The following is a 19,264-nucleotide window of genomic DNA, read 5'->3' as shown; positions in this document are numbered from 1 at the left end:
TGAATTAAGCTCCTTGACCTTTGCTGACAGCCTGTTAAGATGCATCGCCGTAAGCCGGAGGGATGGCAGAGCGGTTGAATGCACCGGTCTTGAAAACCGGCAAGGGTTAACGCCCTTCCAGGGTTCGAATCCCTGTCCCTCCGCCAAATTTGAAAGGCCTGCTGATCAATGATCAGCAGGCCTTTTTTGTTTTTCGTTGTTGGTAGCCCGCGCTTCGCTGGATGAATATTGCCCAACCCGCACAGGGAAATGGTTTGTAAGTCTTTTTCATTATGGACAATAACTTTTATGTCTCAAAAGTTTACAAGTGAAACAGCTTGCACTTACTGTTGAGACTTCACAGACCTCTTGAGGCAATGGCTTTGATACCTGTGCATTCGCAACAAGCCCCTGATGCTGCCCATGGAAAGCGTCCGGTTGAAGTGGTTCAGCAATCGTGTGATTCAAGCGCGACCTGCCTTGAGCTTTGGCAGGATGGCCACAAGCTGGATGAACTCTATCTGGGCGATGAGATGTTTGAAGTCTTCATCAATCTTGAAGCCGCCTGGCGTCAGCAGGGTATCAGCGACAGTGCCGTGCATGCCTTTCGCCAGCTTGCCTGTGCGGGAAAAACTGCTCATTGATATCAATGATTGCCCGGTATCCATACTTTTGCGGTGCCGTATCGGTGCACTGGTTGCACAGTGATGTCACCTTGCCTAGGCTCATTTCAGGGTTATCCGATGAGACAGGGAGGTTTCCAATGGCCAACAGTGGACGCGGTTTTACCAAGGGCAACATGGATCGAGAAGGCGAGCAGAGCAACAATCCCCCCGCCGTTTTTGAGGCGGGTGATCGTCCCGGCCATGCCGGTGAGTTTCAGGAGTGTACGCCTCAGGGTGATCTACTGGACGAATCGACACGCATCCAGCTTGATCATGATGACGAGCCCCTGCCGCCGACCTCAGAGAAAAACAACAAGTGGCGCATGATGAATTAAGCCCACCTGTTGAATACAACAACGCCCGCTAGTCAGCGGGCGTTGTTGTATTCGGCCTTTACACTAGCCGTGCAACCTGAGACCGACCCGCGTGACATTGTTGCCTTCCACGTCCTGAACGATCCAGTGAATGCCATGCCAGTCGATATCGTCTCCGACGACCGGATACCCCCCCACACGACGCGCGATAAAAGCGCCCAGTGTTTCTTCACGCTCCCAGCGTGACAGGGTCAGGCCGTAGGCATCGGCCACATCCCCCATCAATGCCTCACCTGACAGCGCAAAGGCGCCAAAGAAGTCGCGCTCTCGCTTGAGCTCGGCATCGCCATTGAAAAGGTGATTGATGGCATTGAGGTCATGGGTTCTGGCGATAACACAGGCCACATCCCCCGCCTGCAGTCGCGTGCTGCCGGTAGGGTGAATCATGACATGCTCGCGAAAGATGGCGGCCACGACTGCGCCGGAAGGAAACCGCAGCATTTTCAGCGGTGTATTTTCGATGCGCTTGCTGTCGACCTTGTAGACAAACATTTCATAATCATCTTCAGGCAGGACACCCAGCAGGCGGCGCCGGGCCGGCGCTGTCTCTGCAGGCACTTCCACCCTGAGCCAGCGTGCCATGTGGCCAATTGTGGTGCCCTGAAGGATCAGGGAGATCAGCACCACGAAGAAAGCGACGTTGAAATACAGCGAAGCGTTCTCGACGCCGGCAATGACCGGCAAAATGGCCAGAACGATGGGAACCCCACCGCGCAGCCCTACCCATGAGATGAAAGCAAGCTCTCGCCAGCGAAAACCAAAAAAGGGTTTGAGACTCAGCAGCACCGACAGGGGGCGAGCCACAAAGATCAGTACTACGGCCACCATGACGCTGGACCAGGCGTAATCAACCATTTCGCTGGGCGTGACCAGCAGCCCCAGTGTCAGGAAAAGCCCGATCTGACTCAGCCATGCCAGCCCGTCATGAACGGGCAGAATGAACTCAAGATGCTTGCCGCGGATGTTGCCAATCATGACGCCGGCCAGATAGATGGCCAGAAAGCCGCTACCGCCCAGCATGTTGGTCAGGGCAAAAATGCTGAACCCCATGGCCGCGGCCAGCAGGGAATAAAGTCCAGGCGCCAGATCCAGCCAGCGCAGGAGCCTTCCCATGAGCCAGCCACTGGCAATACCTGCCACGGCGCCAATGCCGAACTGCTCGACAAACATCATTAGCGTGCTGCTGACGCTATCAATGGACCCTGCAAGGGTCTGTGACAGAATCAACGTCAGAAAGATCGCCATCGGGTCATTGGTGCCCGACTCAATCTCAAGCGTTGCGCCAACACGCTCGTTGAGACGAATGCCCTGCCCGCTGAGCATCGAAAAAACCGCTGCGGCATCCGTGGAACCAACGATGGCGCCGACCAGCAGGCCCTGTAAAAGGCTGAGGTCGAATACCCACATGGCAAACAGTCCGGTCAGCCCACTGGTCAGAAATACGCCCAGTGTGGCCAGCGACAGCGCTGGTCGCAGGCCTACCCTGAAGGTCTTCAGGCGCGTGCGAAGCCCGCCGTCCAGCAGGATCATGGCAAGTGCCAGCTGGCCAATCAGATAGGCCAGGTTGTAATCACTGAAATTGATCAGGCCCAGACCGTCAACGCCGGCCAGCATACCGATGCCAAGAAACAGAGGCAGCAGTGGCAAACCAATGCGTGCTGATACCCGGCTGGCCAGAATGCTCATGGCCACCAATAATCCGCCAAGCAGGAATATGCTATTAAAGTCGATCACAGTGTCTCGTTAATAACCTCTTGTAATAAGCAGTAGTGTGCCATGATCGCCGCCCATTATCATCTACGCGCCTGAATGGCCATGCTCGAACCTCCCATGCCAGCGGCGGCATTCAGTGATGGTCAAGCCAGCAGGCAGCATCGCGTACCTGTGACCAAGGGCACGGTCCGAAGCAGTTGAATTGCCACAAAATGGCACGACAGGTCAGCCGGTGCGCCCTGATATCGACGACATCGCCAAATGGCCAGTAGCGATCCAGAAAATGATGTTGCTGATCGGGATCGGTGATCAGAAGTTCAATCAGCGCCCAGTCAAATTCCTGTGGGGCCCATACCAGTGCCTCCCAATCGCTCCAGCACCAGTCTGTCGCACCTTCAATGAACTGATCATCGCGCAGGTCCGGCAGACACCATACGGCGCTGTCAGGTATGGGCACCTGCGACGGCAGATCCCGCAGCACCTCCAGCGGGGCATACTGATCAAGATAGCGGCTCGCCTTTTGTGGCCAGGCCGAGAGCGGCCATACCCCCGTAAGCGGGTGGCCCCAGCCCGAGACCGGTGCGGCATGCAAGCGCCCAATCTGCTCTCCCAGCCGTGACGTAAATGCCGTATCCATGGTGGCCGTACGTCCGGCACGCCAGGGCAAGCTCCATATCGGGGCGCCCTGGAGCGTTCCCAGCCAGGTCATGGGCAACGGCATCATGGGCAGACGCGCCGGCAGGTTACCGGCCAGACGCGTCAGATATTCGGCATGCGCCCAGCGATCGAATCCGAACAGTGCCCATAGCCCATGCCAGAAGGGGTCATTGATACTGGTGCGCGCCATGCGAATCATTTCCGGCGAGAGCGCGTCGCTTTTCCAGCGCCAGTTGGACGCATCCTCCCAGTCCAGCGGCTGGGCGATGAGCTGTCGTCCCAGAAAGAAGGAAAGCCGCTCGGTAAGTTCGCACGGTGGTGACATGCAGATGCAGTCCTTTTCGATGAAATGCACCCAAAACGGTGAGCACCCTTTTAGTATGCAAATAACGGCCTGATAAAAAAGCCCTTTATGCCGATAGCAGTAGTAATGATGCTTGCTGTCATGCACGAAAGCGTGGTGAGCGCTGGCGCAAGAGGTTAAAATCGCGGTGTTCGAACGGGGTGTATCGACACAGCATCGATGCTGAGAGTGGCCAGCCACAACCCGCAAGGCGCCCAGATGGCGCCCACTACCTGATCCGGTTCATGCCGGCGGAGGGATTTCGAATCACGCATGCCGTGCCCTTCGCCCTTTAAAAAGGGCTTTCATGTCATCACCAGATTTACTTTCCGGTTCTCAAGTGTCAGACGGGCTTTGGGTGCATCAGGCACGCCTGGCCTTTGGCGAGCGTGTCCTGTTCGACGATCTCTCTCTTTCCCTGCCGGCGAGCAGCTGGAGCTGTCTACTGGGTCGAAGCGGCTGTGGCAAGAGTTCGCTGCTGCGGATGATGGCAGGCCTGAGCGTTTCAAATGATGCGCACCTGACGTTGATTGATGCCTCACAACGCCCCCTTGAACAGCGCATCGCGTGGATGGGACAACAGGATCTGCTGCTGCCCTGGCGACGCGTGATTGATAACGTGCAGCTGGGTGCAGTCATGCGTGGTGAGCGCAGTGACCCCGACCGTGCCATGGCGCTGCTTGAGAAGACCGGGCTTGGCTGGGCGGCACGCTGCTACCCGCAGACCCTTTCTGGCGGCGAGCGTGCCCGGGTCGCGCTGGCGCGCACCCTCTATGAGCAGGCAGCGCTGGTACTGATGGATGAGCCCTTTGCCGCGCTGGATGCGATGACCCGTCTGGATATTCACGCCCAGGCCTGTGAGCTGCTATCAGACCGCATCGTGCTGATGGTGACCCATGATCCTCTGGAGGCACTGCGTCTGGGTGATCAACTGCTGGTCATGCGTGGCAGCCCCGCCCGGCTTGAACGCATTCTGCCGCCTGAAGGTGCCCCACCCCGCGATCCTGCCAGCGCTACCATGAGCCATCATCATGGCGTGCTTCTAAAGGCATTGACGGAGCAGGCAGCATGACACGATCCCTGCTCCTCTCCCTGCCCCTGCTGCGACTGATAGTGGCCATCACTGTACTGATCGGCCTCTGGCAACTGGTCGTATTGAGCGGCGCCCCGCGCTACATGCTGCCGGCGCCGCTGTCCGTCATGCACACGCTTGTCGCCCAGTCGGGCCTTTTATGGCAACACGCACTGGTTACCCTTGGAGAAATCGTGGCCGGTTTCCTGTGCGGCACGCTGCTGGGAATCGGGACGGCGCTCACGCTCTCACGCTGGGCCTTTCTGCGCTCTACCGTACTGCCAATGCTGCTATTGACCCAGGCCATTCCGGTATTTGCCATTGCACCGCTGCTGGTGCTCTGGTTCGGCTATGGCCCGGGCTCGAAAATCGTCATGGCGACCCTGATCATTTACTTTCCGGTCGCCTCGACCTGTTATGACGGCCTGCGCCAGACACGCCCCGGCTGGCTTGACCTGGCCGCTACCATGGGTGGCAGCGCCAATCGCCGGCTTTTCTATATACGTCTGCCCGCCGCCCTGCCCTCACTGGCTTCGGGCCTTCGCATGGCGGCCACTGCGGCGCCCATTGGTGCCATTATCGGTGAATGGGTTGGCTCCAGTGCCGGTCTTGGCTATCTCATGCTACAGGCCAATGGCCGCATGCAGACCGATCTCATGTTCGCTGCGCTGATCGTACTACTGCTGATCACCATCACCCTTTATTTTACCGTCGACCGTCTGTGCCGGCTGGCCATGCCCTGGCAGCCCGATAAAACCGGCAGGCAGGCGTTGATCAATGGAGACATTGCATGAAAAGGATATTTAACCAGTTCTGGCTGGCTGTGCTCATGGCTACCCTGTTGGCGGGCATGGTCAGGGCAGAGGATCGTGCGCGCGATGATGGCTCCACGCCCCTGTCGCCGCCTCCTGAAGCCTCACTTCGCCTGATGCTTGACTGGTACGTCAATCCCAGTCACGGCCCGATCATCATTGCCCAGCAAAAAGGGTATTTTCGCGATCTGGGACTCAAGGTCACCATCGATACACCGGCTGATCCCACTGCTCCGCCCAAGCTGGTGGCCGCCGGCCGGGAAGACCTGGCCTTGGGCTATCAGCCTCAGCTACACCTGCAGGTGGATGAGGGGTTACCCATTAAACGGGTAGGCACCCTGATTGGTACACCGTTGAATGTGTTGATGGTACGCGCCGACAGCGATATCCATTCGTTCAGTGATCTCAAGGGCAAACGGGTGGGCTATTCGGTCGGCGGCGTTGAGGAGGTTCTGCTGGCAGCCATGCTCAACCATTCAGGGCTTGATATGGATGATATCGAGCCCGTCAACGTCAACTTTGCGCTCACGCCGGCCCTGCTGAGCCGTCGGGTTGATGGGGTGACAGGCGCGTTTCGCAACTTTGAGCCGGCCCAGCTGGCGCAGGAAGGCGTTGAAGGCCGTGCCTTCTTTATCGAGGAGGAAGGTGTCCCCATTTATGATGAGCTGATCTTTCTGGCTGCAACCGACACGCTGGATGAAAAGCGCCCTCTCATTGCGCGCTTCATGAGGGCCGTCGAGCAGGCCACGATGTGGATCGTGAACCACCCCAATGAGAGCTGGACGCTTTTCAAGGCGTATGATCGCTCACTGGACAATGAGGTCAATCACAAGGCATGGGAAGCCAGTATTGCCCGCTTTGCACTTCGCCCGGCTGCGCTGGATACTGCGCGGTATCGGGATTTCGAGAACTTTCTGCTGGATCGCGGTGTGATTAAACAGCGCGCCCCGGTCGCGCGGCTGGCGGAAGACGTCAATGCCGTCGAGCGCTGACAACAGAATCGGATAAAACATTCTCTGAGGTTTGGGCAGATGGCGTGGTCAACGCAATGGCTATCCTGACAGGCGTTGCTCGCCACGGCACTGTTTACAAACCTTATTATAATAGTCAACTTTTATGTGTTACTTTTGTGCTCATTTCGGCGATCGATCAAGAGAGAGTCATGCCATCAACGTCCCACCACGAACATTTTGAGCGCGTGCGCCAGGATCACCAGCGTGAACTGGTGGAGGACTACGTCGAGGAAATAGCGCATCTGCACCGTCATCTAGGGGAAGCTCGCGCCAGTGATCTTGCCGAGCGCTTTGGCGTCAGCCCGGCCGCTGTGTCCAAGGTGGTGACACGTCTCAAGCGGGATGGGCTAGTTAATGCACGCCCCTACCGCGGCATCTTTTTGACGGATCAGGGTGAAGAGCTGGCCCACAAGGTGGCTGCACGCCACAGCGTTGTGCTTCAGGCACTGTTGGCGCTTGGTGTGCCCGAAAGCATTGCACGCGCTGATTCCGAAGGCATAGAACATCACTGTAGCGATGAAACCGTGGCCGCCATGCATCGTTTCCTGGCAGACAACCCGCATCTGGTGCCTGACGCCATCTCCCGCATGACCAGCCGTTAAGCCTCCTCTTCCCCGTCCTGATGTTGTTGTAATACCGGTGATTCATGGCGGCGCTCATCTGCTGCCATGAACGCTTTTCCGCAGCCATGTTTCTTGTTCTTGTGTTTCAACAGGGCGCCGCAGGCGTCGGGAGACTCCGGTCATGTCGTCTTATCCAAATGCCCCCACTCACCCGCCGCTGGCAGATACGCCGCTGATCTTTATTGATCTTGAAACGACCGGCACTCGCGCCACGCGCGATCGCATTACCGAAATTGCTGCCCTTCGCGTACTGGATGGCCAGGTCATTGATCGCTTTGTGACGCTGGTAAACCCGGGAATCGATATTCCCGAACGCATTGCCACGCTGACCGGTATCGACAATGCGCTGGTCGCCGGTGCCCCCGGCTTTGAGGATATCGCCGAATCACTGGAGCAGTGGCTGGGCGATGACTGGTTGATCGCTCATAACGCCCGCTTTGATTACAGCTTTTTGCGCAACGAGTTTCGCCGGCTGGGACGGGAATTTCGCCGTCGCGTGGTTTGCACGCTCAAGCTGTCGCGCGCGCTGGATAAAAGCTCTCATCATCACGGCCTTGATGCCCTTCTGGAACGTTATCAGCTTGAACCTCATCCCCCGCGCCACCGGGCACTGGGGGATGCCATGACGCTTTTTTCCGTCTGGCAATACTGGTCCGGCCAATATGCCGTTGAGCAGATCGAAACCCTGGTGCTTGATCAGGAGCGTCGGCGCAGCCTTCCTGCCCAGCTTGATCCTGGATTGCTCGATGAGCTGCCCTCGCGCCCCGGGGTCTATCTGTTTTATGGACACAATCGGCTGCCGCTGTATGTCGGCAAGAGCGTCAATCTGCGCTCACGAGTGTTGAGTCATTTCAACAGCGATCACCGCAACGATCGGGAAATGAAGATATGTCAGCAGACCCGTCATCTGGAATGGCATGAGACCGCGGGCGATCTGGGTGCGCAGCTGCTTGAAGCTCGTCTGATCAAGCAGCTCTCCCCCATTTATAATCGTCGCCTACGTCGTAGTGCCGGGCTGCATACCTGGTACTGGCCGGAGGATGACCATGCGCCGCAGCTGGCCGGGCAGAAAACACTGCATGAAAATGTCGATGGCGCTCGCTATGGCATGTTTCGCTCACGTCGGGAAGCCACTCAGGCGCTGAGCAGCATCGTCGAAGAGCAGCGTTTGTGTCCGCGCGTACTGGGACTTGAGCGCGGCAAGGGGCGCTGCTTTGCCTATCAGATCGGACGCTGCGCCGGGGCCTGCTGCGGTCAGGAAAGTCTGGCAGCACATACGCAACGGGCCCGGGAGGCGCTGGAGCGCCTGCGCATTCGGCACTGGCCCTGGGCGGGCCGGGTGGCCTTCAGGGAAGCGGCCAGTGATCAGGATGTGGTCTATCACCTGGTGGATCACTGGTGTTATCTCGGCAGCGTCGAGCAGCTGGAGCAGGCGCCGACAGCCACCGATATCGTGTTCGATGCCGATACCTACAGGATCCTGACACGCTTTTTGCGCCATGAGCATGAAGGCATCAGCGTCATCCCGCTGGAGAATTGATATTAATCCATCAGCGGGATAACGGTGCAGGTAACGCCTGCGTTACCGTGATGTTTCGAGAAAGTCATCAACGGCCCGTATAAAGGCCTCGGGCTGCTCGGCGTGAAGCCAGTGCCCCGCGCCCTCAATGGTATGGACCTGCGCCTGTGGCATGATATCGCTTATGAGAGGCAGAGCATCATCTGTGATGTAGTCGGAGTGCTCGCCTTTCAGTACCAGCGTTGGCCCCTCGTAGGCTGTCTCTCCTCCCGGCGGCGCCACGATGTTGCTATATCCTTCCTCGATGAAGTCGAGTCCGACGCGCCAACCCAGAATGCCCTGATCATCGCGTATCAGATTGGTGGCCAGAAACTGCCTGGTAATTCGACTGTCGATGACCTGGGCCATGACCTCATCGGCTTCCTTGCGTGACTCGGGTAGTTCATCTTCGACCAGTCGATGGGCACGAAAGATATCGTCATGGCCATGATCGTAGGCAATGGGGGCGATGTCAGCCACGATCAGGCGTACCACCCGCTCGGGATGCCGCCGAGCCAGTGTCATGGCGACCTTGCCGCCCATGGAATGTCCCAGAAGATCACACTGCTGGATATTCAGGTGGTCCATGACCCCGAGTACATCTGCCGCCATGTCCTCGTAGTGCATGCCGGCAACATGTGCCGAGCGCCCGTGATTGCGAAGATCCACGGTAACGACACGACGTGTTTGGCGCCAGTGTTTCGCGTGAGAGCGCCAGTTGTCAGCGCTGCCAAAAAGACCATGTAAAACAATGAGCGGCGGAGCATCTGTCTGTTCCGGTATGCCTGAATCCGCGTAGTGAAGCTCAATACTCATGATGTCTCCGTAACCCTGTCCATATCGACGCCATGATGCTGTGATAATCCTCGTACATGCATCACTGGTATTTGCTGTCATCGACACCCTGTACTTCTACTCCGGAAAGCCGAAGCAGACATCGCTGCAGCCAGATCAACAACATGGCGTAAAGAGGAAGAAAAAGCAGCAGGCTGATGGTGAGTTTCACACCATAGTCGACCAGCGCTATTTCAATCCAGTGCTCGGCCATGAAGGGATCGGGGCTGTGCCAGAACGCCACGAAAAAAAAGATAAAGGTATCCAGCAAATTGCCGAAAATGGTCGAGCCCACCGGGGCCAGCCACCACGGACGCCGTCGGCGCAGCCGATCAAACACTGCGATATCCAGCGCCTGGCCCAGGGCATAGGCCATGAAACTTGCCAGCGCGATACGCCCGACAAACAGGTTGAACGAGCCCAGCGATTCCAGCCCGCGCCACTGCCCCTGCTGGAACAGCACGGATACCAGGTAGGAGACGATCAGGGCCGGCAGCATGACCCGGGTGATCAGACGTCGTGCGGCGTGTCGACCCATGAGACGAACGGTCAGGTCAGTCGCCAGAAAGAGAAAGGGAAAGCTGAAGGCGCCCCAGGTGGTATGAAATCCAAGGAGCGTAACAGGAAGTTGCACCAGATAATTACTGGCAGCAATGACAGAAATATGAAAGCCACACAGTACTGCGAGCGCAATACGCATTCTGGCATAGTTAAATATGAGCATTATTGGGTTTTTTAATCGATTTATGTGAACCAGAAAGGTATAAAATCATCTAACCGTGAGCGCTAATCCAGAGGCTGTTTGATGAGTGAGTTCATCTTGCCATGGCACACGGTACTGCGGTGTCCAAACGCTGATGGTTGCCAAAACAACATTTGGACAGCAGCGCTTCGACACGCAGAGCGTTTTTTTTCATAAGGAGTTATAAATGAGTGTATGTGCCACTGCACCGATCGCGACAGCGGGGTGCGAAATGGTCATTCTCGATTCTGCACCATTGCTCAAGGCCATGGCCAACGAAAATCGGCTGCGCATTCTCTGTCTTCTCAGGGAAGGCGAAATGTCCGTATCAGAGCTGAACAGCAAACTTGACCTGAGCCAGTCGGCGTTATCACAGCATCTGGCTGTGCTGCGTCGCGAGGAGCTGGTCAATACGCGTCGCGCGTCCCAGACGATTTATTACTCCCTGCGTGGCAAACACGCTGAGGCAGTGATCGATACGCTGGCAGGACTTGATCGATCGTCCTGATCCGATCGCGTAGTGTTAAAGGACGGCCTGCTCCCTGACGGGGGCAGGCCGTCTTTTTTTTCAGTGGTCTGGTAATGACTACTGCTTTTCCCAGCGCAGTCGCACCATGCGATCGATGGCGCTATCGACCCCACGTTCAATGGCACTCTCGGCGCCCTTGCCAAAACGCTCCAGCATCGAGCGCTGTGGCTTGAGGCCGACTTCCAGGATCTGCCACTGATCACTGCGTGCCTGCAGCCAAGCTTCGCTGGTATTGACCTCGTCAATCAATGCCAGATTGATAGCCTGCTGGCCGTACCAGATGTCCCCCTCACTGACCTGCTCGATATCAAGGGCGGGGCGGCGCATGGCAATCCATGACTTGAAAAGGTCATGGGTCTTTTCAAGATCGTCGAGAAACTTCTGGCGCCCTTCCTCGGTATTTTCGCCCAGCATGGTGAGCGTTCGCTTGTGGCGTCCGGCAGTCAGGACTTCAACATCCACATCGTTTTTCTTGAGCAGACGATGCAGATTGGGCACCTGGGCGACCACACCAATCGAGCCGATAACGGCAAAGGGCGCGGCGATTAGATGATCTGCGCAGCAGGCCATCATGTAACCGCCGCTGGCGGCGACCTTATCCACGCTGACCGTTAGCTTCAAACCTGCCTCGCGCAGGCGATCAAGCTGGGCGCTGGCCAGACCATAGGCATGGACCAGGCCGCCGCCTGACTGCAGGCGCACCAGTACCTCATCACCGGATTTGGCCGCCATGAGCACGCTGGTGATTTCTTCCGTGAAGGCAGGCACACGGGATGCTCGAAGATCACCGTCAAAATCCAGCACCCACAGGGTCTTTTGTCTTTCGCCAGCCTGCTTCTGCTTTCTGGCGCTCTTGTGTTCGGCCTTGCGTGCCTTCAGGCGGGCCTTGATATTGTGTTCGCGCTCGCCCTCCTTGAGGGTGGCATCCTCAAGTGTTTCGCGATGGCGCCGAAAATATTCTCCGCGATTGCGCACATGAAGCCTGGCACTGCGCTCCTGGCGCTGGCCACGCGCCCGAACCATGAGTATCAGGACCACGGCAATGGCCACGACTACCGTGACACTTTGTGCCAGAAACAGCGCGTAGCTGGATAACCATTCGCCCACGTTTTCAACCTCCCGGGTATAACGGATAGAATGCGCGCCATCATCGCACATGACGCCTCAATGTGCTGAGGACCGCGCATTGCGTGCCATGACATGGCTATCATGTATTTTTTACTCATTAACCGGATATAAAGATGGTCGATACCGCGCCGCTTATTGCAAAACTCCACGAACGCTTCGATGCAGAAGCCGCAGCGGGTGTCCACGAGACCCTGCAGCTCGAGCTGGATGATGGACCCCGTTATTTTGTCGTGATCGATGATGGCACGCTGGATATCCAGGAAGGCAACCATGATGCCCCTTCCGTCACCCTGATGACCGATACACGAACCTTTGAGCGGCTGATCAACAAGGAGCTCAGTGGCATGCAGGCCGTCATGTCCGGGAAGGTACGCGCCCGCGGCGATATCATGCTGGCATCGCGCCTGACGCGTCTTTTTCGTCGCCGTGACGACGCCTGATCATTCAAAAGCCAGGGATTTAGCCGACCTGCATCGTCACCCCCTGAGTCATTACTCTCGGGTGGCGCTGCCGCGCAGGAAGTTTTCGATCAACGCACTCGAGATTGAATAGGACGGCGGCAGACCCGGTAAACGATCAGCGGTAAACCAGTCGGCAGCCTCGATCTCGATACCATCAATATGAATATCGCGGCTGGCCGCCTCGGCATAAAATCCCATCATGAAGGAGTGTGGCATGGGCCATGACTGGCTCTTGAAGTAGCTGACACGCCCGACCTGTACACCCACTTCCTCGAAGACCTCACGACGGACGGCCTCTTCTGCCGATTCTCCCGGCTCGATAAAACCGGCCAGCGTACTAAAGCGCCCGGTAGGAAAGCGTGGGCTTCGTGCCAGCAATAACTGATCGCGCCAGGTCACCAGCGTAATGATGCAGGGCGAGATTCTGGGATAGCTTCGAAAGCTGCAGGCAGGACAGGCCATCATGAACTCGCCGGAGCGCCGGCGCATGCGCTTGCCACAGCGACCACAAAAGCGATGGTCCTGTGACCAGCGAACGATCTGGAGTGCCGTGGAAACCAGGCCAAAGGACTGTTCGGGCAATGCACCCAGCCAGTGGCGCGCCGGCAACCACTGCTCCTCTCCCTGTTCCGATAATACGGCAACCGGCACATCGTTCCAGTAGCCGATGGCAATGGCGCCATCAGGCCAGCGGCCGCGGGGTTGCAGGATGCCGCCCTGTCCGTTGTCGGCGATGCCATGCTCGCCAATACGAATCAGATAGCCTTCATGGCAGTTGGCAAGCGTGCGAATATCACGTGTCAGCACGTCAACTCCCCAGTGAGTCCCAGAGACAGGCACCCTTTTCCCGCAGTTTGGCCAGCTTTTGCTGGTGTGCCTGTGCTTCCTCGTCATTGGCCGTAATCACGCGCAGCGGTGCACGTTCGGATGCCAGCCGGCGAATGGAAAAGCCGGTATGGCTGCTATTGTTGCTGCCACTATCGCTATCACGCTCGGCACCCAGGATCAGCGCGGTTTGTCCCCCGGTCATGGCCAGGTAGACATCGGCCAGTATTTCAGCATCCAGCAGGGCGCCGTGAAGCTCACGATGGCCGTTGTCGATATCGTAGCGCTTGCACAGGGCGTCAAGATTGTTGCGCTGCCCCGGATGGCGGTCACGCGCCATCTTCAGCGTATCAAGGATGCTGCATTGTGATGACAGCGGGCCCAGTGCGTCGTTGCCGCGCGCCCGATTGACCATGGCAAACTCATGATCGATAAAGCCCACGTCAAAGGGTGCGTTATGAATGACCAGCTCGGCGCCCTTGACGAAATCCCAGAACTCATGGGCAATATCGGCAAATACCGGTTCGTTGGCCACACGCGCATCCGTGATGCCATGGACCTCAATGGCTTCCGGGTCGATGGCACGCTCGGGGTTGATGTACTGATGATAGTGGCGACCGGTCAGGCGACGATTGATGACCTCGACCCCGCCGATTTCGATCAGGCGATGCCCGTCCCTGACTTCGATACCCGTGGTTTCCGTATCGAGAATAATCTGTCTCATGACGTTTTCTCACTGGTCCTGAGTTCATCCATGGCGTCATTGGCCAGTTGATCAGCCAATTCATTGCCTTCATGGCCGGCATGGCCCTTGAGCCAGTGCCATTCAATATCGTGTCGACGGGATTCTTCCAGCAGCATTTTCCAGAGCTCGGCATTCTTGACCGGGGCTTTTGAGGCTGTCTTCCAGTCCTTTTTGACCCAGTTGTGGATCCACTGGGTAATGCCCTGACGGACGTACTGGGAATCGGTCCAGAGTTCAATCCGACACGGACGTGTCAGTGCCCGCAATGCGGAGATGGCAGCCATCAACTCCATGCGGTTGTTGGTGGTGTGCGCCTCGCTGCCCTTCAGGCGCTTTTCGTGAGAGCCACTGCGCAGTACTGCGCCCCATCCGCCCGGCCCGGGGTTGCCCCGGCACCCGCCGTCGGTATGAATAATGACATGGGGACGTACTTCATCGCTCACTGCGCGCCTCGTGGTATCCGGTATCAGAACACCATTATGCCATGACACCGGGGGAAGCTGTGCGGTGGCGTTGTCTGTTGCCTGAGTGATTGTCCGGATCATGGCACCCTGGTTGAGGCATCATGTCCTGTCGCGCATCGCGCGGGGGATCAGGTGGAAGCTCATGAGCTACCGAGGCCAGTGCCGAAGCGTGGCGTCCAAGTACGGCAGCAGGGTCAAAGCGCTTTTTCAACGGAATCATGCGACACATTTGACGTTTTGCACTGATGACCCACGCTCGCCCTAGGGGAAGGTTGTAGCGCCGCCCCCATTCCTCTGTCAGCAGCCAGTCCGGCGTATTGTTGAAGGGCACAAAGCCGCAATAATCGATACGCTCAATCTTGAAATCAACAAACCCCAGCCAGTCGCGCAGCCGCTTGGGCGTCAGCCAGTGACTGCGCTGATAAAAGCGTTCATGACACCTTTTAAGTCGTGCCGGGCCTGCAATGCCCAGCGGATGCCAGCCCACCAGTATCAGGCGGCCGCTGTCGCTGGTCACGCGTGCGGCCTCACGCAGCAGATGCGTGGGCTGGGGAACGATTTCCAGCATATGATGAACAAGCACCAGCTCCAGGGCTTCATCAGCCAGCGGCAGGGCTTCGGGTCGGCAGATCAGGGTCGATGAATGTTCGGCCAGATCGCGCTGTGGCGCCCAGCCGATGCGATGACGAATGCTGTCATGGGCCAGAAGCGGCGGTGCAACCCCAAGCTCAAGGGCATGCTGTACACCGGATCTGGCCAGCAATGGATGCAGGCACTGCTTTTCTGCCTCCCACTGCCGTTGGCCATGGGCTGTCTGCCAGTAACGCTGTCCGGCAAGGAACTGTTCACTCAACGTTGCCTGATCTGCGTGGTGATTTGACATGCAGGGCCCCTGATCGCATGGTTATCGCGTTTAATGGCCACCCCGGTTCCTGAGGCTGGCGGTTACCCGAAACATTCATTACATCGGGCGCATTACGTCTTTTTTTCAACACATTTTCATCGAGGATTGTCATGTTGACCGTCAAACCATTGCCAGCGTTCCAGGACAATTACATCTGGGTGATGCAACAGGACAACACAGGCAATGTTGTCGTGGTCGATCCGGGTGAGGCACAGCCGGTCATCGATTATCTGGAGCGCACCGGGGCAGGCCTTGAAGCCATATTGATTACCCATCATCACCAGGACCATACCGGTGGGCTTGCCGAGCTTAAAAAGCGCTACGCTCCGCATGTCATCGGCCCTGATAACCCTGCCATCGCAGGTATCGATGAGGCTGTCGGGGAAGGCGATCGTTTCCGACTGATGGGACGTCACTTCGATGTCATGGCCACGCCCGGTCATACGCTGGATCATATCTCCTTTCTTTCTACCGGCACGCCCTCTCTGCTCTTTTGCGCCGATACCCTGTTCTGCGGCGGCTGTGGCCGTCTGTTTGAAGGCACGCCCGAGCAGATGCATCAGGCCCTGACGCGCTTTGCAGAGCTTGATGATGACACGCTGGTCTTTGGTGCACATGAATATACCCTTTCCAACCTGAAATTTGCCCAGGCGGCCGAGCCGGATAACAGCACTCGTGATGCACTGCTGGAAGAGTGTCAGAAGGCACGCGAGCTTGATCGCCCCACTCTGCCCAGTACCATCGGGCGTGAGCGGGCCATCAACCCCTTCATGCGCGTGGATCTTGAGAGCGTGCAGGACAGTGCGGCAGCACAGGGAGACGCACATGATGCCTTGTCCACCTTTACTACCCTGCGTGCCTGGAAGGATCGGTTTTAAGAACCGGCGTCTGATATGGCGCGCATGAGCCGGTGGCGAGGTGTGTTGTGGGCAAGCAGCTTCCTGATGGGGCTGTCTGCTCACGGCCTGCAGGCGGCCCCGGTCAGTGAGGTACCCACCGTGCACGGCATCTCGCTTTACGATACGCCGGCGCTTCCTGACAACTTCGATCACTTCTCATGGGTCAATGCACAGGCACCAAAAGGTGGCGATATGGTGCGTGCCGCCCAGGGCAACTTTGATTCACTCAATCCCTTTATCGTGCGTGGCAATCCGGCCAGCGGGCTCACCGCCATGGGCGGTTTGCCCTTTGATACGCTGATGGTCGAAAGTCCCGATGAGCCCTTCACCCTGTATGGACTGCTGGCGGCAGGTATTCGGCTGGACCCGGACCGGCGCTGGATGGAAATCGATCTGGATTCCCGGGCGCAGTTTCACGATGGCAGCCCGGTGACGGCAGAAGATGTCGTGACCACCTTCGAGACCCTGAAAACGCAGGGCTCTCCCATGTATCGGGCCTACTATGCTGACGTTATCGGCGTGGAGGTGCTCTCGCCCTTTACGGTGCGTTTCGAGTTCAGCGAACACAACTCGCGCGAATTGCCGCTGATTGTGGGGCAGCTGCCGGTGCTGTCGGCGGCAGACATTGAGAGCCGTGATATTACCCGCCCCACGCTTGAGCCCCTGATGGGCTCCGGACCCTATCGCATTGTCTCCGTTCAGCCCGGTCAGCGTATTGTCTATCAGCGCGATGACCACTACTGGGGCAAGGATCTTCCGGTCAACCGCGGGCGTTACAACATCGATCGCCTGATATTTGACTACTACCGTGACCCGAGCGTCGCCATGACGGCCTTTCGCGCGGGACGTGTTGATCTGCGTATCGAGAACATCGCACGCAACTGGGTCACCGGTTATGACTTTCCCGCTGCTCGTCAGGGGCTGATCAACCGCGTTGAACTCGAGGATCACAACCCGGCCCCCATGCAGGGATTTGTGATGAATCAGCGTCGTGACATCTTCAAGGACCGCCGCGTTCGTGAGGCGCTGGGGTTGGCGTTCGATTTCGAGTGGCTCAACCGCAACCTCTTTTATGGTCTTTACGCACGCACACAGGGGTTTTTTGATCACTCTTCCATGGAAGCCCGGGGATTGCCGAGTGCCGGTGAACAGGCGCTTCTTGCGCCATGGCGTGATCAACTACCTGAAGATGTGTTCAATTCACCACTGCCCGTTGATGCGCCGCAGGCGCTGCGCCCCAGACTCAAAAGGGCATTGGATCTTTTATATGAGGCCGGTTATGAAGTACGCGATAACCGGATGGTCCATCGGGACACGGGGCAGCCGCTGCGTTTTGAGCTGCTGCTGCGCGATGCAAGCCTGGAGCGCATGGCGTTGCCCCTGGTGCGTAACCTCGCGCGCCTGGGTGTAGAGGTCAATCTTCGTACCGTGGACTCGAGTCAGTATCTGGTGCGTCTGCGTCAGTTCGATTTCGACATGACCACCACCGTTATTGCCCAGAGCAGCAATCCCGGTAACGAGCAGCGTGAGTACTGGGGCAGTGAGTATGCCCATCAGCCACAGAGTCGCAATCTCATGGGCCTTGAAAGCCCGGTCGTCGATGATCTGGTGGATCACATCATTCGTGCCGATTCCCGTGAGGCGCTGGATTCAGCTGCCGCAGCACTGGATCGGGTCCTGCGCTGGGGCTTTTACGTGATTCCCCAGTATCACACCCCGGTCACGCGACTGGCCTACTGGAAAAAACTGGCCATGCCCGATCAAAGCCCCGAATATGGTCTGGATCTCGACAGCTGGTGGGTCGACACGCAGGGCGCGCGTCAGATCGACGTGCAGCAGGAGTAGCACCCATGGCCCGCTATATCGTGATGCGCGTACTGTTGATGGTGCCGACCCTGCTGGCGGTGCTGCTGCTGAATTTCATTATCGTGCAAGCCGCACCCGGTGGCCCGGTCGAGCAGATGCTGTCGCGTATCGAAGGAATGAGTTCGAATGCTGCCCTTGGTGGCGGCAGCGATGGGGTCGTTTCCAGCGGTGACGCCCTGCGCGGCACACGCGGTATTGATCCTGTCTTCATCGAGGAGCTCAATGCGCAGTTCGGGTTCGACAAGCCCCTGTGGCAGCGTTTTGCCATCATGGTGGGTAGCTACGCACGTCTGGATTTAGGCGAGAGTTTCTTTCGTGGCCAGCCGGTCACAGAGCTGATTGTTGATCGATTACCGGTCTCCATCTCGCTGGGGCTCTGGAGCACGCTGCTGGTCTATCTCATTTCCGTGCCGCTGGGCATTCTCAAGGCGGTGCGCCAGGGCAGCCGGTTCGATCTTTGGAGCTCGGCGCTGGTAATCGTGGGCTACGCCATCCCCGGTTTTTTGTTCGCGTTGCTTTTGATCGTGGTCTTTGCCGGCGGCAGTTATCTCCAGTGGTTTCCATTGCGTGGGCTGACATCACCTGATTTTGACCAGCTTTCCTGGTGGGGAAAGATTGTTGATTACTTCTGGCATATCACCCTGCCGGTTGCGGCACTGACCATCGGCAGCTTTGCCACCCTCACCTTTCTGGCCCGTAACAGCTTCCTTGAAGAGATTCACAAACAATATGTGATAACCGCGCGCGCCAAGGGCGCCTCCGAGCGGCGCCGGCTCTATGGTCATGTGTTTCGCAACGCGATGTTGATCGTGATCGCAGGGCTGCCTTCAGCGCTGGTGGGTATCTTCTTTACCGGGGCGCTTTTGATCGAGGTTCTCTTCTCGCTCGATGGCCTTGGTATGCTCGGCTATGAAGCCGTATTACAGCGTGACTACCCGGTTATCTTTGGCACGCTGTTTCTCTTTACGCTGATCGGGCTGGTGCTGAAACTGATCTCTGATCTCACCTACGTGGCCATTGATCCGCGCATCGATTTTGAACGACGGGAGAGCTAGCGC

The 19,264-nt window shown here is 57.6% G+C and carries 21 protein-coding genes and 1 tRNA gene; 13 read left to right on the top strand and 9 right to left on the bottom strand.

Annotation, left to right across the window (positions count from 1 at the left end):
* The first annotated feature begins 56 nt into the window (after positions 1-56).
* From IE123_RS04900 to IE123_RS04890, 3 genes are all read left to right on the top strand, one after another.
* Positions 57-146 (top strand) — tRNA-Ser (locus IE123_RS04900).
* Positions 147-371: 225 nt separating this feature from the next.
* Positions 372-623: a hypothetical protein gene (locus IE123_RS04895; RefSeq protein ID WP_189515574.1), complete on the top strand. Its 252-nt coding sequence runs from the start codon at positions 372-374 to the stop codon at positions 621-623.
* Between the two features lie 119 nt (positions 624-742).
* The gene (locus IE123_RS04890) at positions 743-979 is read left to right on the top strand and encodes a hypothetical protein (RefSeq protein ID WP_189515572.1); all 237 of its coding nucleotides are present in this window, start codon (positions 743-745) and stop codon (positions 977-979) included.
* Between the two features lie 63 nt (positions 980-1,042).
* On the opposite strand, the gene IE123_RS04885 is transcribed toward IE123_RS04890, so the two are convergent.
* Entirely contained in the window at positions 1,043-2,752 is a 1,710-nt protein-coding gene (locus IE123_RS04885; protein WP_189515570.1) for a potassium/proton antiporter, read from the bottom strand.
* A 112-nt stretch (positions 2,753-2,864) separates the two neighbouring features.
* Entirely contained in the window at positions 2,865-3,713 is an 849-nt protein-coding gene (locus IE123_RS04880; protein WP_189515568.1) for a hypothetical protein, read from the bottom strand.
* 358 nt (positions 3,714-4,071) lie between these two features.
* Between IE123_RS04880 and IE123_RS04875 the strand changes: the two genes are divergently transcribed.
* From IE123_RS04875 to IE123_RS04855, 5 genes are all read left to right on the top strand, one after another.
* Positions 4,072-4,803 (top strand): ABC transporter ATP-binding protein, encoded by a 732-nt coding sequence (locus tag IE123_RS04875; RefSeq protein ID WP_229819599.1) that lies wholly within the window; start codon positions 4,072-4,074, stop codon positions 4,801-4,803.
* The gene (locus IE123_RS04870; protein ID WP_189515564.1) at positions 4,800-5,597 is read left to right on the top strand and encodes an ABC transporter permease; all 798 of its coding nucleotides are present in this window, start codon (positions 4,800-4,802) and stop codon (positions 5,595-5,597) included. Before IE123_RS04875 ends, IE123_RS04870 begins: the two co-directional genes overlap by 4 nt.
* On the top strand, positions 5,594-6,607 hold the full coding sequence (locus IE123_RS04865) for an ABC transporter substrate-binding protein (protein ID WP_189515562.1): 1,014 nt from the start codon (positions 5,594-5,596) through the stop codon (positions 6,605-6,607). Before IE123_RS04870 ends, IE123_RS04865 begins: the two co-directional genes overlap by 4 nt.
* Positions 6,608-6,777: 170 nt before the next feature.
* The gene (gene mntR / locus IE123_RS04860) at positions 6,778-7,230 is read left to right on the top strand and encodes a manganese-binding transcriptional regulator MntR (RefSeq protein ID WP_189515560.1); all 453 of its coding nucleotides are present in this window, start codon (positions 6,778-6,780) and stop codon (positions 7,228-7,230) included.
* Positions 7,231-7,372: 142 nt separating this feature from the next.
* Positions 7,373-8,791 (top strand): 3'-5' exonuclease family protein, encoded by a 1,419-nt coding sequence (locus IE123_RS04855; RefSeq protein ID WP_229819598.1) that lies wholly within the window; start codon positions 7,373-7,375, stop codon positions 8,789-8,791.
* 42 nt (positions 8,792-8,833) lie between these two features.
* Here IE123_RS04855 and IE123_RS04850 read toward each other — a convergent pair whose 3' ends face one another.
* Together IE123_RS04850 and IE123_RS04845 are read right to left on the bottom strand one after the other, a co-directional pair.
* A complete protein-coding gene (locus IE123_RS04850) occupies positions 8,834-9,625 on the bottom strand; it encodes an alpha/beta fold hydrolase (RefSeq protein WP_189515558.1) in 792 nt (263 codons plus the stop codon).
* A 61-nt stretch (positions 9,626-9,686) separates the two neighbouring features.
* Positions 9,687-10,367 (bottom strand): 7-cyano-7-deazaguanine/7-aminomethyl-7-deazaguanine transporter, encoded by a 681-nt coding sequence (locus IE123_RS04845; RefSeq protein WP_189515556.1) that lies wholly within the window; start codon positions 10,365-10,367, stop codon positions 9,687-9,689.
* 250 nt (positions 10,368-10,617) lie between these two features.
* On the opposite strand from IE123_RS04845, the gene IE123_RS04840 reads away from it, so the two are divergent.
* The gene (locus IE123_RS04840; RefSeq protein ID WP_229819622.1) at positions 10,618-10,893 is read left to right on the top strand and encodes an ArsR/SmtB family transcription factor; all 276 of its coding nucleotides are present in this window, start codon (positions 10,618-10,620) and stop codon (positions 10,891-10,893) included.
* 78 nt (positions 10,894-10,971) lie between these two features.
* Here the strand turns inward: IE123_RS04840 and sohB are convergent, their stop codons facing one another.
* On the bottom strand, positions 10,972-12,072 hold the full coding sequence (gene sohB, locus IE123_RS04835; RefSeq protein ID WP_229819597.1) for a protease SohB: 1,101 nt from the start codon (positions 12,070-12,072) through the stop codon (positions 10,972-10,974).
* Between the two features lie 83 nt (positions 12,073-12,155).
* Here sohB and IE123_RS04830 point away from each other — a divergent pair, with 83 nt between their 5' ends.
* Positions 12,156-12,482, top strand: coding sequence for an SCP2 sterol-binding domain-containing protein (locus IE123_RS04830; protein ID WP_189515552.1), 327 nt, complete (start codon positions 12,156-12,158; stop codon positions 12,480-12,482).
* Positions 12,483-12,533: 51 nt separating this feature from the next.
* On the opposite strand, the gene nudC is transcribed toward IE123_RS04830, so the two are convergent.
* The 4 genes from nudC to IE123_RS04810 are packed head-to-tail and all read right to left on the bottom strand — an operon-like array spanning position 12,534 to position 15,420.
* Positions 12,534-13,310: an NAD(+) diphosphatase gene (nudC, locus tag IE123_RS04825; RefSeq protein WP_229819596.1), complete on the bottom strand. Its 777-nt coding sequence runs from the start codon at positions 13,308-13,310 to the stop codon at positions 12,534-12,536.
* Position 13,311: 1 nt separating this feature from the next.
* Positions 13,312-14,052 carry a DNA polymerase III subunit epsilon gene (gene dnaQ / locus IE123_RS04820; RefSeq protein ID WP_189515548.1) on the bottom strand — a complete coding sequence of 247 codons (741 nt, stop codon included), beginning with the start codon at positions 14,050-14,052 and terminating at the stop codon, positions 13,312-13,314.
* A complete protein-coding gene (gene rnhA / locus IE123_RS04815; protein ID WP_229819595.1) occupies positions 14,049-14,516 on the bottom strand; it encodes a ribonuclease HI in 468 nt (155 codons plus the stop codon). The genes dnaQ and rnhA overlap by 4 nt, the downstream gene beginning before the upstream one ends.
* Positions 14,517-14,550: 34 nt before the next feature.
* Positions 14,551-15,420 carry a class I SAM-dependent methyltransferase gene (locus IE123_RS04810; protein ID WP_189515543.1) on the bottom strand — a complete coding sequence of 290 codons (870 nt, stop codon included), beginning with the start codon at positions 15,418-15,420 and terminating at the stop codon, positions 14,551-14,553.
* A gap of 131 nt (positions 15,421-15,551) precedes the next feature.
* Between IE123_RS04810 and gloB the strand changes: the two genes are divergently transcribed.
* Genes gloB through IE123_RS04795 form a run of 3 tightly spaced genes read left to right on the top strand, consistent with a single transcriptional unit; the run spans position 15,552 to position 19,261 of the window.
* Positions 15,552-16,319 carry a hydroxyacylglutathione hydrolase gene (gene gloB / locus IE123_RS04805; RefSeq protein WP_189515541.1) on the top strand — a complete coding sequence of 256 codons (768 nt, stop codon included), beginning with the start codon at positions 15,552-15,554 and terminating at the stop codon, positions 16,317-16,319.
* A 24-nt stretch (positions 16,320-16,343) separates the two neighbouring features.
* Positions 16,344-18,185 (top strand): extracellular solute-binding protein, encoded by a 1,842-nt coding sequence (locus IE123_RS04800; RefSeq protein ID WP_189515539.1) that lies wholly within the window; start codon positions 16,344-16,346, stop codon positions 18,183-18,185.
* Between the two features lie 5 nt (positions 18,186-18,190).
* A complete protein-coding gene (locus IE123_RS04795) occupies positions 18,191-19,261 on the top strand; it encodes a microcin C ABC transporter permease YejB (protein ID WP_189515537.1) in 1,071 nt (356 codons plus the stop codon).
* The last annotated feature ends 3 nt before the right edge of the window (positions 19,262-19,264 follow it).

Origin of the sequence: Kushneria pakistanensis (assembly GCF_014652795.1) — a bacterium.
In the GTDB taxonomy this organism is placed as follows: Bacteria; Pseudomonadota; Gammaproteobacteria; order Pseudomonadales; family Halomonadaceae; genus Kushneria; species Kushneria pakistanensis.
The sequence above is the reverse complement of the archived record's forward strand: the minus strand, read 5'-3'. Positions and strand labels throughout refer to the sequence as shown.